The organism is Pseudoalteromonas rhizosphaerae, assembly GCF_902498845.1.
In the GTDB taxonomy this organism is placed as follows: Bacteria; Pseudomonadota; Gammaproteobacteria; order Enterobacterales; family Alteromonadaceae; genus Pseudoalteromonas; species Pseudoalteromonas rhizosphaerae.
Genome location: NZ_CABVLM010000006.1, coordinates 69,183 through 83,530, shown reverse-complemented (window position 1 = coordinate 83,530; position 14,348 = coordinate 69,183). Strand labels below are relative to the sequence as shown.

The following is a 14,348-nucleotide window of genomic DNA, read 5'->3' as shown; positions in this document are numbered from 1 at the left end:
CAAATTGCCACTTTTAATCTAGGTGAATTATGGCTATTAGTGATCTTTCAGTGTTTATCTCAACTGAGCAGGATGTTCAGTTAAATAAAAAAGACAGTGCCAAAGGTAGTGCGGCAGCAGATAAAGAAAGCACTGATAGTGACTTTTTTAGCCAATTACAAAGTGCCAATAATGCTGCGGAAACATCTACCAAGGTCAATTCAACGGGTGCTGAGCCTCGTTCAGCTGAAGCCGTAATTGTTGCTGAAAAAGCACAAGAAACGTCTGCTGACAACAGTGATGAAAATGCGATGTCTGGTGATGCAATGCTTGCGCAAATAACGGCGGCTAATAACATGGACACTCGGGTAAATAATACGCCAACTGTTGAAAATTCCTCATTACTTTCAACGTTGGGGAAATACAGCGAGGAAAAAATAGACCCTACGCTTGTTAAAGTCATTGGAGCCCGTCCAATTGATGATGTTACGCCTATTATTGATACAGAGATTCCTGCTACTGATGATCCGATTGCACAATTAGTCGATAAACAGCTAAAACCATCGTTACTTACAGAAAAAACGGTGCTGGCAGAGGCAATTGATAAACAACTTCAGCTAAAGGGGAACACTCCGCCTGATGATGCGGTTACTCCTATTATTGATGATATTCAAGTCGCAAAAGAGACATCGCAAAATAAAGCGATGGCAATGCAGCCAACAATCCAACAAGCGGTTGCTACTACGACTACGTTAAAAAGCGGGCAAGTTGACAATGACGCAGCTCAAATAATTGCTGCTGCAAATACAAGCCAAGGTAAACCACAAGACCGTGAAGTATTAGCTAAAGGTTCCGACGCTATGCTTGCTCAGCAAGGAAAACCTCAACAGAGCGCAGCACTAACTGCAGATGCAGCAGTTACTAACGTTACTGCTAACGCTAAACAAGCAATCAAAAATGCTACTGAAGTAGCAATGGACGCTGAAGCGGTTAAAGGTGTTGCTTCAAGCTCTCAAACTGATGTATCAGAAAAAGCAGCTGAACAGTCAAAGCATAATAATAGTGCTGTATTAGAGCAAATCAGCAAGGTATTACTTAACTCAACGACAACTGTGCAAAAAAATGAAAATCCACTGTTGGCGAGCTTAACACCGGAGCAGCAAAAACAGCTACAAACTCAGGTTGATGTCATTCGTCAGCAAGATCCATCACCGGCTAACATAACTGACTTAAAAAAAATGCTGGCTGAATTTGTAGCGCTTAATAGTAAAGAAGTTGCAAAACCTACCACGGCAGTTGCGACAATTAACACCGCAGAGCTAAATCAACTAAGTAAAGATATTTCGCTATTAAGCCCTATGCAAAAACAGGCATTAAGCCAGCAATTACAAAATTTTGTGAGCAATGAGCAGCCCAAAGGGGCTTTATTAACTCAGATCAATAAGGCGATTACTGAATTAGCCCAGCCAGAGAGTACTGAAAAAAGGACTGAGTCAAAAGCTCAATTGACGGTTCAGTCAATGGCAGATAATTTAGTAAGCACTACAATTACCAATAGCAGCACCGCTAAATCAGATACAAATAAAGTATCTGCTCCACAAGATGCACTTATAAAGGCTGCAAGCAAAGAGCAAGAAGTGAAACTGGCAGTACAAGATAATGTTCTAAAAAGCGAGCAATTTGCTGAAAATATTAAAGCAGAGCAAAGCCCTGTGCGCGACAACACATTGGCACGTGTAAATCAATTGTTTGGCCAGCTCACCGGATTAACCACTGCAGTTACAACAGCCACGGCTGTAGAAGGGAGTGAGCAAAGTTATCAACAAGCTTTGGCTGATATGCAAGTAATGCATGCTCAGCAAGCGAGTCCTACATCACAGACAAGACAAATAAATATTGATCCAACTGCGCTACAAGCGTTGAATATCATGAAAAGTGATGCTGCCAAGTTACTGCAAGAACGAGTGAGTGCATTGTTAAGCATTAATAATAAAGAAGCTGAAATACGTCTTGATCCGCCAGAAATGGGCAGTATGCAAATTCGTATTCGTAGCGATGCAGAACAAGCTCACATTAACTTTGTGGTGCAAAATCAGCAAGCCAAAGAAGCCCTTGAGCAATCAATGCCGAGATTACGGGAAATGTTAGCGCAGCAGGGAATTGAACTGGGTGAAAGCAGTATCCAGCAGGGGAATAGTCAAAGTGATACTGGTGGTGACGGACAACAAAATGGTCGTGGTCAACAGGCAAATCAGCAACAAAATGAAGAGGAAACTGCATTAACTCAGCAACCAATTCGCGGCTCTGGGCAACAATCTTCATCATCAATAGATTACTATGCCTAACACCTGCTATTATATGAGGTATAAGACTATAAAAATAAATAACTTGATGGTGCGCGGTGACACTCGTAATATCGCTATTATCAAGGCATAAAGGAAAGCGGCATGGCTGAAGAAGCAAATTTAGAAATTGAAGATGGCAGTAAAAGTAAAAAAAAGCTGATTATAATTATTATTGCTGCGGTATTGGTAATTGGTGGTGCCGCTGGCTTTTTCTTGATGTCAGGCTCAGACGCTGCTCCTGAAACACTTGCAGACGAATCGGTTGCACCTGCAACTGAAACTGCAGAGGTAAGTGGCAGTGGTGCAAAGGTTGGCAGTGCTTTATATGTTGCGATGCCTCGACCTTTTATTTTTAACGTACCAGGTGCAAGTCGTGACCGTATTGTGCAAATAAAAGTGCAATTATTAGTGCGCGGTGATGTGAATGAAGAAACGGCCAAAAAGCATATTCCACTAATTGAAGGTACATTGCTTGGTGTGTTTTCAACCACCACCGCAGATGAACTGGGCACTAGCGAAGGAAAAGAAACCCTGCGAGTAGCAGCGCTTGATAAAGTACAAGCGGCGTTAATGGATGTAGAGGGAAGTAAAGTAATCGAGCGGGTGTTGTTTACCGGCTTTGTAATGCAATAAGGGGTCAGCGTGAGCGATTTATTATCCCAAGATGAAATCGATGCCCTGTTGCATGGTGTCGATGAAGTCGAAGAGGAGGATCTACAGGACGGTGATGATGGCAGCGGTAATACGCTACAATACGATTTTTCTTCACAAGATCGTATTGTTCGTGGTCGCATGCCGACTCTGGAGATTGTGAACGAACGATTTGCTCGACACATGCGAATTAGCTTGTTTAATATGATGCGCCGCACTGCTGAGGTTTCTATCAATGGCGTACAAATGATAAAGTTTGGTGAATATATCCACACTTTATTTGTTCCTACCAGTCTTAACATGGTGCGCTTTCGCCCGCTTAAAGGCACTGGATTAATCACCATGGAAGCACGGTTAGTGTTTATCTTGGTTGATAACTTTTTTGGTGGCGATGGTCGCTATCATGCGAAAATAGAAGGTCGTGAATTTACGCCTACTGAGCGCCGTATTGTACAAATGCTATTAAAAATAATCTTTGAAGATTACAAAGAAGCATGGGCACCGGTAATGGACGTGTCTTTTGAATATCTTGATTCAGAAGTTAATCCAGCAATGGCGAATATCGTCAGCCCCACCGAAGTAGTAGTGATCAGTTCATTCCATATTGAGCTGGATGGCGGTGGCGGAGATTTCCATATCGCATTGCCGTATTCAATGCTTGAACCTATTCGTGAATTACTCGATGCTGGTGTGCAATCAGACACTGAAGATACCGATTTACGTTGGAGCAAAGCCTTACGTGATGAAATTATGGATGTTGAAGTTGAAATATCAACACAACTGCTTGAAGTTGATTTAACCTTAGCGCAAATTATGGAGCTTAAGGCTGGGGATATTATTCCTGTTGAAATGCCAGAGCACATAACGGTGTTTGTCGAAGAGCTGCCGACCTTTAGGGCGAAAATGGGTCGTTCTCGTGATAACGTTGCGCTGCAAATTAGTGAAAAAATTAGACGTCCTGAATCAGTAAAATCAGAGTTGCATGTCTTTACAAAAGGTGGCAAAAAGCTTGATTCAGATGCTGAATTAGCAGAACTAGAAGATGATCTACACCTTTCAGAAGGCGTAGATTTAGACTGGTAAGAGAATTAAAAGGTTTAATAGTATGAGTGATGACCAAGATACAATGGACGAATGGGCGGCTGCTTTAGCCGAAGCCGAAGGAACTGACAGTTCTGACGGTGCCAAAGTAACTGAACTTGATGAGTTAAGTGATACTAGACATGAAATGAGTGGCGAAGAAAAACGCAAACTCGATACAATTTTAGATATCCCGGTAACTATTTCGATGGAAGTTGGGCGTTCAAAAATCAATATTCGTAACTTACTTCAGCTTAACCAAGGTTCAGTTGTTGAGCTTGATCGTGTTGCCGGTGAACCACTGGATGTATTAGTTAATGGTACATTGATAGCGCACGGTGAAGTAGTCGTAGTTAATGATAAATTTGGTATCCGCCTGACTGACGTGATCAGCCAAGTTGAACGGATCAAAAAGCTGCGATGAGCAGTTGGCTTTTTTTATCGACTGCAGCAAGCTCAGTGCTGCCCGCAGCGACACCTATGGGCGACTTACTCTCAATGGTAATGTCTTTAATCATGGTGCTAGTACTGATTGTGGTACTGGCATTTTTGGTTAAAAAACTAAACCCCAATTTAGCAAATACCGACGAATTTAAAGTGGTGCGTAGTTTACCATTAAGTGCGCGAGAGCGATTAATGGTCGTCGAAATTGATAATTGTCAGCATTTATTAGGTGTAACGCCGCATAGTATTAACTACCTGCATAAATTAGAAACCCCGTTAACAGAAAAAGAGTTGCCAGCCCTAGCACAACGTTTTGGCAAGCTATTAAACCCACAAACTAACCACATTAAAAAGAATTAATAATATGACTAAGTGGCTGCTTATACTTTTTGCATTAGTTTTTATTCCCTCAGTTAACGCCGAAGGCATTGAAGCGTTAAGTATTACGACTAATCCAGATGGCTCGCAAGATTACTCTGTAACCTTGCAAGTTCTGGCTATTATGACCGCGCTGAGCTTTATACCCGCTGCGGTGATCATGATGACCTCATTTACTCGCATTATTGTAGTACTGGCTATTTTGCGCCAAGCAATTGGTTTGCAACAAACACCATCAAATCAAATACTGTTAGGTATGTCGCTATTTTTAAGTATTTTTATAATGACGCCGGTTTATCAAAAAGTGAATCAGCAAGCCATTGAACCATATTTAAATGAGCAGGTGACCTCGATTCAAGCACTTGAACTAGCTAAAGAGCCGATGAAGGAATTCATGCTCTCACAGGTGCGCATAAAAGATTTAGAAACCTTCGCTAAAATTGCTGGGTATGACAAGTTAGACTCACCTGAAGCGACGCCATTAATTGTATTGATCCCCGCATTTATAACGAGTGAATTACAAACCGCATTTATTATTGGTTTTATGTTTTTTATTCCATTTTTGATAGTCGATTTAGTAGTTGCGTCAGTTTTAATGGCTATGGGTATGATGATGCTCTCGCCGATGATTGTGTCTATGCCGTTTAAAATTATGTTGTTTGTTCTTGTCGATGGCTGGAGTTTAGTAATGGGCACTTTAGCGAAGAGTTTTGGCTTAGGTACTTGATATAGAAATACAATACTTTGCCTACAAAGGTTAGGAGGGCACCATGGAACCAGAAATCTTCGTCGATATTCTCAGTAATGCATTATTTTTAGTTATTAAATTAGTATCGGCAATTGTGGTACCAGGTTTATTAGTGGGTTTAGTGGTTGCCGTTTTTCAAGCTGCTACATCAATCAATGAACAAACATTAAGCTTTTTGCCGCGGCTATTAATTACTATCAGCGCCTTGATTGTCGGAGGGCATTGGTTAACGCAAGAGTTAATGGATTTTTTTAGTCGAATAGTGTTAATTATTCCTGAAATTGCAGGCTAGTATGGAATTCCCATTTTCGGTTATTATTCAGTGGCTGAGTGACTTTTTGTTACCACTAGTACGGATCAGCTCGATGATTATGATCATGGCGGGGCTGGGTGCTAAAAATGTGCCTACGCGGATCAAGATGGGTCTAGCGGTAATGATTACCTTTTTAGTTGTACCAGTACTTCCGCCTGCGACATTTAATAACTTATTCTCTTTTGAGATGATCTTGGTAGTTATTCAACAAATGTTAATCGGTGTTGCGATAGGTTTTGCTTCTGTATTGATGTTGAATACTTTTGTGTTAGCAGGGCAAATATTAGCAATGCAAACTGGTCTTGGTTTCGCCTCAGTTGTTGATCCTTCTAATGGTATGAGTGTGCCTGCTGTTGGGCAGTTTTATTTGATTCTAGCAACGCTATTATTCTTTGTATTTAATGGCCATTTAATGATGATCCAAATGGTAGTGCATAGCTTTGAAGTGCTGCCAATCGACGGTAATTGGTGGGCGGTTGATCATTATTGGGACATAGTGACGTGGGGCGGCTGGATGTTTACTACCGCCTTGGTGCTATCTTTGGCTCCTTTAACAGCTATGCTGGTGATTAATATGTCGTTTGGTGTGATGACCCGTGCAGCACCGCAGTTAAACATTTTTTCAATCGGTTTTCCGTTTACCTTGGTTGCAGGTTTAGTCATTATTTGGGCAACCTTAGGTAACTTTGTTACTCAATTTGAATTTCAATGGTTAAAAATGATTGAGTTAATGTGTACTTTAGTTGGTTGTTCCCCATAGGAGAGAGTGATGGCTGAAGATTCAGGTCAAGAAAAAACCGAAGAACCCACGGGGAAAAAAGTAAGCGACGCGAAAAAGAAAGGTCAAGTTGCGCGCTCAAAAGAGCTTGGCACCATGTTTGTACTTATTTTTTCAGCCATTTCATTACTTATGTACGGACCTGAGATTGGCAAGGGACTGTATAATATAATGGGTCGCATGCTCAGCTTGAACCGTAATGAAACGTACGATACCACTAAAATGTTTTCTGTGTGGGGAGCGGTGGCCGATGCGCTAGTGTTTCCGATGGCGATGTTTGTGTTTATTATTGTGCTGGCGGGTATCATAGGTAATACCTTGTTAGGTGGTTTTAACTTTAGTTGGGAGGCGGCAGCACCTAAAGCCAGTAAAATGTCACCAGCAAAAGGTATAAAGCGGATGTTAGGTCCACAAGCGGGCGTCGAGTTGGTGAAATCGATTTTAAAGTTTGTGGTAGTAGCTGGCTTTGCTATCTTTTTGATCAACACCTTCTTTGATGAAATTCTTCATCTGAGTATTGAAAGTGCGCCGGGCAATATCATTCATGCCTTAGAGATACTCGCATGGATGTTTTTAGGACTGACCTGCACCTTAACCATTATTGCTGCGATTGATGCGCCATATCAAAGTCATAAACATCACAAAGAATTAAAAATGACTCTACAAGAAGTCAAAGATGAATATAAAAATTCTGAAGGTGATCCGCAAATTAAAGCGCGTATAAGACAAACGCAAAGACAAATGTCGCAGCGACGCATGATGCAGGATGTGCCAGATGCCGATGTAGTTGTTACCAACCCTACTCATTACTCTGTGGCATTAAAGTACGACACAGAGCGCGCTGGCGCGCCGATAGTCGTTGCCAAAGGCGTTGATGAGATGGCGATGCAAATTAGGAAAATAGCCATAGGTAACGAGGTACCCATCCTTGAATCCCCCATGCTAACTCGAGCACTGTATCATACTGCTGAAGTAGGAGAGCAAATCCCTGACCAACTATTTACTGCAGTCGCACAAGTTTTAGCTTATGTATTTCAGCTTAAACGCTTTCAAAAAGGCCGTGGTAAACGCCCTACAAAATTGAATAAAACACTCCCAATTCCAGATGCCTATAAGTATTGATTTGAATAATCAGTATTCTTTTAAGCTAGTAATTAATAACTTGGAATAGTTATTGCAAATTCCGTTTAGTGTCAATTTTTTGAAATTGTAGAATTATGGAATTTAAAGCTGTATTACAACAACTTAATAAAGATAAAAAAGAGTATTTAAAAGGTGTTGGTACACCTTTGCTGGTGCTCGCTGCGTTGGGCATGGTGATTTTACCGTTACCGCCATTTTTACTCGACATTCTTTTCTCGTTTAATATAGCTTTAGCATTAGTGGTGTTGTTAGTGACAGTTTACACCATGAAGCCTGTTGAATTTGGTATGTTTCCAGCAGTGCTATTGATTGCAACGATTATGCGTTTGGCACTAAATGTTGCCAGTACCCGGGTGGTGCTGCTTGAAGGTCATAACGGTGGTGATGCCGCAGGTAAAGTTATTGAAGCGTTTGGTTCAGTGGTAATTGGTGGCAACTACGCGGTTGGTTTAGTGGTGTTTTTGATTTTGATTATCATCAACTTTGTGGTAATCACCAAAGGCGCAGGCAGGATCTCTGAAGTATCGGCACGCTTTACCTTAGATGCGATGCCAGGCAAACAAATGGCCATTGATGCTGACTTGAATGCGGGTTTTATTAGTGCAGAGCAAGCACGAGATCGCCGTGAAGAAGTCACCCGTGAAGCGGACTTTTATGGCTCTATGGATGGTGCGAGCAAGTTTGTAAAAGGTGATGCGATTGCTGGTATTGTAATACTGATCATCAATATTGTTGGCGGCTTGTTTGTTGGTATGATCCAGCATGATTTAAGCTTTGGCAACGCCATGGAAGTGTATACCTTGCTGACCATTGGTGATGGCTTAGTTGCACAATTACCATCATTACTGTTATCAATTGGCACTGCAATTGTTGTTACTCGTCAAAATGAATCGCTCAACATGGGCGATCAATTTAAGAAACAACTCGGTAACGAGAAATCATTATTTATCGCCTCGGGTATTTTAATCGTGATGGGTTTAGTACCGGGTATGCCACATTTTGCCTTTTTAAGTCTTGGTGCATTACTTGGTTACTTAGCGTATTACACCCAGCAAAATAAGCTAAAAGAAGCAGCAGCAAAAGAAGCAGAAGCTACCAATGGTGGTGCAACAGGCACTGGTGTTGCTAACAAGCAAGAGCAAAAAGAGCTAGGTTGGGATGATGTACAACAAGTTGATGTAATTGGCCTTGAAGTTGGCTATCGCTTAATTCCATTAGTTGATCAATCACAAGGTGGCGAACTATTAAACCGGATTAAAGGGGTACGTAAAAAGTTATCTCAAGAACTTGGTTTTTTAATTCCACCGGTGCATATTCGCGACAACTTAGAGTTAGACCCAAATGCATACAGAATTACCATGATGGGTGTTTCAAGTGGTGAGGGGGAGCTTAAGCACGGTGATGAGTTGGCCATTAATCCTGGCCAAGTATTTGGTCCAATAAAAGGCATTGCTACTAAAGATCCGGCCTTTGGTCTAGACGCTATTTGGATCAAACCAGATCAAAAAGATGAAGCACAATCACTCGGTTATACCGTGGTTGATGCAGCAACAGTGGTAGCAACACATATTAGTCAGTTACTAACTAACAGCGCGGCCTTGTTACTCGGCCACGAGGAAGTGCAAAATCTATTAGATATGCTGGCAAAAAGTCATCCTCGTTTAGTTGAAGGGCTAGTGCCAGATATTTTACCACTAACAGCAATTGTTAAAGTATTACAAAATTTATTAAATGAAGGCGTTGCTATTCGCGATATGCGTTCAATTGTACAAACCCTTGTTGAGTATGGCCCTCGAAGCCAAGATCCTGATGTATTAACCGCAGCAGTGCGAATTTCACTGCGCAGATTAATTGTTCAAGACGCGGTTGGAATGTCATCAGAAATCCCTGTCATAACCTTGGCGCCTGAGTTGGAACAGATGTTGCATCAGTCACTACAAAATGCAGGCGACGAAGGTGCCGGAATAGAGCCAGGACTTGCAGAGCGACTTCAACAATCATTAAATGAAGCGCATCAAAACCAAGAAATGGCCGGTGAACCTTCGATATTGCTAACGTCAGGAATGTTACGCACTGTGTTATCTCGTTTTGTTAAGTACACCATTCCAGGATTGCGAGTGATGTCTTATCAAGAGGTACCAGACGAAAGACAGATCAAGATTGTCAGCTCAGTAGGCCAATAATCGGATTTTAAAGGGGTTGAACCATGAAAATAAAACGTTTTTTTGCTAAAGATATGCGCACCGCACTGAAAGAAGTTAAAGATGAACTCGGTGTAGATGCTGTAATCATGTCAAATAAAAAATTAGCCAATGGGGTAGAGATTGTTGCCGCCGTTGATTATGAAAAAGCAGCCCCGAAAGCACCTGCACAAGCACATGTTGCTACGGCACAAGCACAAACAAATGCTAACTTTGTTAAACCTGCGCCACAACGTTCACAGCCTGAGCCGCAAGCTGCGGTAGCTGATAGCTTACAAGCATTATTAGAGCGCCAATCACCGCGTCCACGCTCACCTGAGCTTGCATCGATGTTTAGCCAGTCAGGGATTGATACATCAACTCAGTATCAACCACAGCAACAACATCAAGCACAGCAAACTCGCCATGAACCACAAGCACATAATGATTTTGCTCGTCGCGATACTGCGCCGCGTCCACAAACGCAAGCACATAGCTTAGGTTTTGATGATGATCTAGAAAGTGGTTTTGATGATTTAGATACTCCGATGCCAACAAAGAGTGCAGCCAAAACAGATGAAATTACCGCCATGCGTGATGAAATGGCAGCGATGCGTCAATTACTTGAGTATCAAGTATCTGGCTTGATGCAACAAGATTTAGCGCGTCGCGACCCTACTCGCGCATGCATGATCGATCGTTTAGTCGGAATGGGTATCGACAGTGAAGTTGCAGAGCAAATGGCCTGTTTTATTCCGGACGATGTGTCACGTCAGCAAGCATGGCAAGCGCTATTGCAAATGGTTGAAAACCAAATGCATACTACAAATAATGAAATACTACGCCAAGGCGGCGTATATGCACTTGTTGGCCCTACCGGGGTTGGTAAAACTACAACCGTGGCAAAACTTGCAGCCCTTGGCGCACAAAAATATGGCGCAGATAAAGTTGCGCTTATTACCACTGATACTTACCGTATTGGCGCTTATGAACAGCTTGCTACTTATGGCCGAATCATCGGTTGTGGTGTAAAACAAGTTAAAGATGCCAATGAATTAGCAGAAGTTTTATATCATTTACGAAATAAGCGTCTAGTATTAATAGATACAGCGGGAATGAGCCAACGTGATTTACGTTTAACTGAGCAGTTAAATACACTAATGCGTAATCAACGTGTCGATATTCGCAATTATTTAGTGCTCAGTGCGACCGCACAAATTAATGTTTTACAAGAAACCGTAAGACACTTTAAGAAGGTACAATTAAGTGGCTGTATTTTCACTAAATTAGACGAATCATTAAGTTTAGGTGAGATTATTAGTATAGCGATTCAAAATCGCCTTCCAATAGGGTATCTTACTAACGGTCAGCGCGTTCCAGAGGACATTCGGGTCGCCAATGCAGAGAAATTAGTAAAAAAAGCAGAACAATTGTATTTAAAAAGAACAAAAGCACAACATTCACGACGCCAAGCAGTAGCGTCAAGCACAGTAGGGATGTATGATTAACACAGTATTAGATCAAGCAAGTGGCCTGCGTAAAATGAGTCAAAACAATAATAACGGCGTTAAAGTTATCGCTGTAACAGGTGGCAAAGGTGGCGTAGGGAAAACTAACGTCTCACTTAACACTGCGATTGCGTTGGGTCAGCTCGGAAACCGAGTATTAGTACTGGATGCCGATTTGGGTTTAGCAAATTGTGATGTGATGTTAGGACTTAGGGTAGAGCGTAATCTATCTCATGTACTATCAGGTGAATGCGAGCTCGATGAAATTTTAGTTGAAGGGCCTGCAGGAATTAAAATAGTACCAGCGACGTCAGGCTCGCAAAGTATGGTGGAGCTTTCACCATCAGAACATGCTGGGTTAATTCGCGCTTTTAGTGAATTAAATACCGAATTTGATATATTAATTGTTGATACTGCTGCTGGTATTTCTGACATGGTATTAAGTTTTTCGCGCGCAGCGCAAGATGTCATGGTAGTAGTATGTGATGAACCGAGCTCAATAACTGATGCTTATGCATTAATCAAAGTATTGAGTCGTGAGCACGGTGTGTATAAATTTAAAATCGTTGCTAATATGGTACGCAGCATGCGTGAAGGCCAGGAACTATTTGCTAAGCTCTCAAAAGTAACGGATCGTTTTTTGGATGTCTCAATGGAATTGGTGGCAACAGTCCCGTATGATGAAAATATGCGTAAAGCAACTCGTCGCCAGAAAGTGATTGTTGATTTATTTCCAAGTTCCCCAGCAGCAATAGCATTTAAAACATTAGCGACAAAAGCAGTTAAATGGCCTATACCTAATCAACCATCTGGTCATTTAGAATTTTTCATAGAAAAATTAGTAAACGGCTAACTATGACGGCATCGGTGAATAAAGCGATGGGATATCAATCGACACAAAATTTAAATGTGATTGTTGAGCGACATGCTTCCTTAGTCAAAAAAGTGGCTTGTCATTTAATCGCTCGTTTACCCGCGAGTGTGCAACTCGATGATTTGATTCAATCGGGGATGATAGGGTTAATTGAAGCATCAAAGAACTTTGATGCGACTAAAGGTGCAAGCTTTGAAACCTTTGCAGGCATTCGTATCCGTGGTGCGATGCTGGATGAAATGCGCCGAGGTGATTGGGCTCCACGCTCAGTGCACCGTAATAGCCGCAGAGTCGCTGAAGCGATTAGTGAGCTAGAAAGCAGCCTGAATCGAGAACCTAAAGACAGTGAAGTTGCTGAAAAACTTGATATTACGCTAGATGAGTACCATCATATTCTTAGTGATGTAAATTCAAGTAAAGTGTTAGGTATAGAAGACTTAGGGGTAGATGAAGATGTTATCACACCAGTGGGACATGATTTAGCACTGGACAAGCCCTTTAATAACGTTAAAAATGAACGCTTTAATCAATCATTATTAACAGCTATACAATCTTTACCTGAACGAGATGGGTTAGTATTGTCGCTGTATTATAACGATGAAATGAATTTAAAAGAGATTGGACATATACTCGATGTAAGTGAATCGCGTGTGAGTCAGATACATGGTCAGGCGATGATTAAGCTCAAAGCAAAAATCAATGACTGGATTAATTAGTAGTAAGTAAATATAGGTTCAGACCTCACCGGAGGATGTTTTGGATAAAAACATGAAAATTCTTGTTGTTGATGATTTTTCGACGATGAGACGTATTATCAAAAATCTGTTAAGAGATTTGGGTTTTACAAATGTACAAGAAGCTGACGATGGCTCAACAGCTTTACCGATGTTGCAGAATCAAGAATTTGATTTTGTAGTTACAGATTGGAACATGCCTGGCATGCAAGGAATCGATCTCTTGCGCGCTATTAGGGCCGATGACAGCCTGAAACACATTCCTGTTTTAATGGTAACAGCAGAAGCTAAAAAAGAACAAATTGTTGCTGCTGCACAAGCTGGTGTTAACGGTTATATCGTTAAACCATTTACAGCTGCAACACTGAAAACCAAATTGGAAAAAGTGTTTGAGCGTTTAGGTTAAATAAATAGGAGAGGCTTATGTCAGCACCTGCTGCGCCTCAGATCAGTTTAGAACAAGCCCGTCAGCTTGTGGTTTACCTTGAAAACGGTGAACAAGATAAAGCTGATCAGTTAATTATTGATGCGGCGTCAAAAGAGCAATCAGAATTATTTGCCGAAGTAGGCAAACTTACGCGTCAGCTTCATGATGCGTTGAAAAATTTTGAGCTTGATACACGTTTAGCTGATTTGACCAAAGATGCACTACCCGACGCGAAGCAGCGTCTTAACTATGTTATGGAAATGACCGAAAACGCTGCTAATAAAACCATGGATGCTGTAGAAGCAAGTTTACCCATTGCCCAACAGCTTGCAGATGACATTTCAGACATTAAACCCACTTGGGATCGTTTAATGAATCGTGAAATCGAGCTAGGTGAATTTAAAACACTTTGCCATAGCTTAGATAAGTTCATGAATAGCTCGCAAACTAAAACGGATGAGTTGCAAGGACTCATGACCAATGTGTTAATGGCACAAGATTTTCAAGATTTAACCGGTCAAGTGATCCGTCGGGTTATCGAGCTTGTTAGAGAAGTAGAAGACAGCTTGATCCACTTGTTGACAGCATTTGGCAGCCAAGATGATAACGAAACAAAAACAATAGCACCAGTCATTGAAAAACCGCCTGCTGAAAATACACTTGCAGGCCCTGAAGGGCCAATTATTGATAAAGAATCTCGTGATGATGTTGTCTCAGGACAAGATGATGTTGATGATTTATTATCAAGCTTGGGCTTCTAAGAGGA

15 protein-coding genes are annotated in these 14,348 nt (G+C 41.5%); all 15 read left to right on the top strand.

The window, feature by feature from the left end:
- Positions 1–29 precede the first annotated feature (29 nt).
- Positions 30–2,324 (top strand): flagellar hook-length control protein FliK, encoded by a 2,295-nt coding sequence (locus PSR9079_RS10860; RefSeq protein ID WP_149981491.1) that lies wholly within the window; start codon positions 30–32, stop codon positions 2,322–2,324.
- A 102-nt stretch (positions 2,325–2,426) separates the two neighbouring features.
- A complete protein-coding gene (gene fliL, locus PSR9079_RS10855; RefSeq protein ID WP_149981489.1) occupies positions 2,427–2,957 on the top strand; it encodes a flagellar basal body-associated protein FliL in 531 nt (176 codons plus the stop codon).
- Between the two features lie 9 nt (positions 2,958–2,966).
- Positions 2,967–4,058, top strand: a complete 1,092-nt coding sequence (fliM, locus tag PSR9079_RS10850) for a flagellar motor switch protein FliM (protein WP_149981487.1) — start codon at positions 2,967–2,969, stop codon at positions 4,056–4,058.
- 22 nt (positions 4,059–4,080) lie between these two features.
- Positions 4,081–4,479 (top strand): flagellar motor switch protein FliN, encoded by a 399-nt coding sequence (gene fliN / locus PSR9079_RS10845; protein ID WP_149981486.1) that lies wholly within the window; start codon positions 4,081–4,083, stop codon positions 4,477–4,479.
- Complete coding sequence (gene fliO / locus PSR9079_RS10840) at positions 4,476–4,859, top strand: flagellar biosynthetic protein FliO (protein WP_149981484.1); 384 nt, start codon at positions 4,476–4,478, stop codon at positions 4,857–4,859. Before fliN ends, fliO begins: the two co-directional genes overlap by 4 nt.
- Before the next feature lie 4 nt (positions 4,860–4,863).
- Entirely contained in the window at positions 4,864–5,604 is a 741-nt protein-coding gene (gene fliP / locus PSR9079_RS10835; protein ID WP_149981483.1) for a flagellar type III secretion system pore protein FliP, read from the top strand.
- A 43-nt stretch (positions 5,605–5,647) separates the two neighbouring features.
- Positions 5,648–5,917, top strand: a complete 270-nt coding sequence (fliQ, locus tag PSR9079_RS10830) for a flagellar biosynthesis protein FliQ (RefSeq protein WP_145239376.1) — start codon at positions 5,648–5,650, stop codon at positions 5,915–5,917.
- A 1-nt stretch (position 5,918) separates the two neighbouring features.
- Entirely contained in the window at positions 5,919–6,698 is a 780-nt protein-coding gene (fliR, locus tag PSR9079_RS10825) for a flagellar biosynthetic protein FliR (protein WP_145239372.1), read from the top strand.
- Between the two features lie 9 nt (positions 6,699–6,707).
- A complete protein-coding gene (flhB, locus tag PSR9079_RS10820; RefSeq protein WP_149981481.1) occupies positions 6,708–7,838 on the top strand; it encodes a flagellar biosynthesis protein FlhB in 1,131 nt (376 codons plus the stop codon).
- A 95-nt stretch (positions 7,839–7,933) separates the two neighbouring features.
- Positions 7,934–10,042 carry a flagellar biosynthesis protein FlhA gene (gene flhA / locus PSR9079_RS10815; protein ID WP_149981479.1) on the top strand — a complete coding sequence of 703 codons (2,109 nt, stop codon included), beginning with the start codon at positions 7,934–7,936 and terminating at the stop codon, positions 10,040–10,042.
- 23 nt (positions 10,043–10,065) lie between these two features.
- A complete protein-coding gene (gene flhF, locus PSR9079_RS10810) occupies positions 10,066–11,547 on the top strand; it encodes a flagellar biosynthesis GTPase FlhF (RefSeq protein ID WP_149981478.1) in 1,482 nt (493 codons plus the stop codon).
- Positions 11,540–12,400, top strand: a complete 861-nt coding sequence (locus tag PSR9079_RS10805) for a MinD/ParA family ATP-binding protein (RefSeq protein WP_149981477.1) — start codon at positions 11,540–11,542, stop codon at positions 12,398–12,400. Before flhF ends, PSR9079_RS10805 begins: the two co-directional genes overlap by 8 nt.
- Before the next feature lie 26 nt (positions 12,401–12,426).
- Positions 12,427–13,137 carry an RNA polymerase sigma factor FliA gene (locus PSR9079_RS10800; RefSeq protein ID WP_149981786.1) on the top strand — a complete coding sequence of 237 codons (711 nt, stop codon included), beginning with the start codon at positions 12,427–12,429 and terminating at the stop codon, positions 13,135–13,137.
- Between the two features lie 40 nt (positions 13,138–13,177).
- Positions 13,178–13,561 carry a chemotaxis response regulator CheY gene (gene cheY, locus PSR9079_RS10795; RefSeq protein WP_016708035.1) on the top strand — a complete coding sequence of 128 codons (384 nt, stop codon included), beginning with the start codon at positions 13,178–13,180 and terminating at the stop codon, positions 13,559–13,561.
- Between the two features lie 17 nt (positions 13,562–13,578).
- Positions 13,579–14,343 (top strand): protein phosphatase CheZ, encoded by a 765-nt coding sequence (locus tag PSR9079_RS10790; protein ID WP_149981475.1) that lies wholly within the window; start codon positions 13,579–13,581, stop codon positions 14,341–14,343.
- The last annotated feature ends 5 nt before the right edge of the window (positions 14,344–14,348 follow it).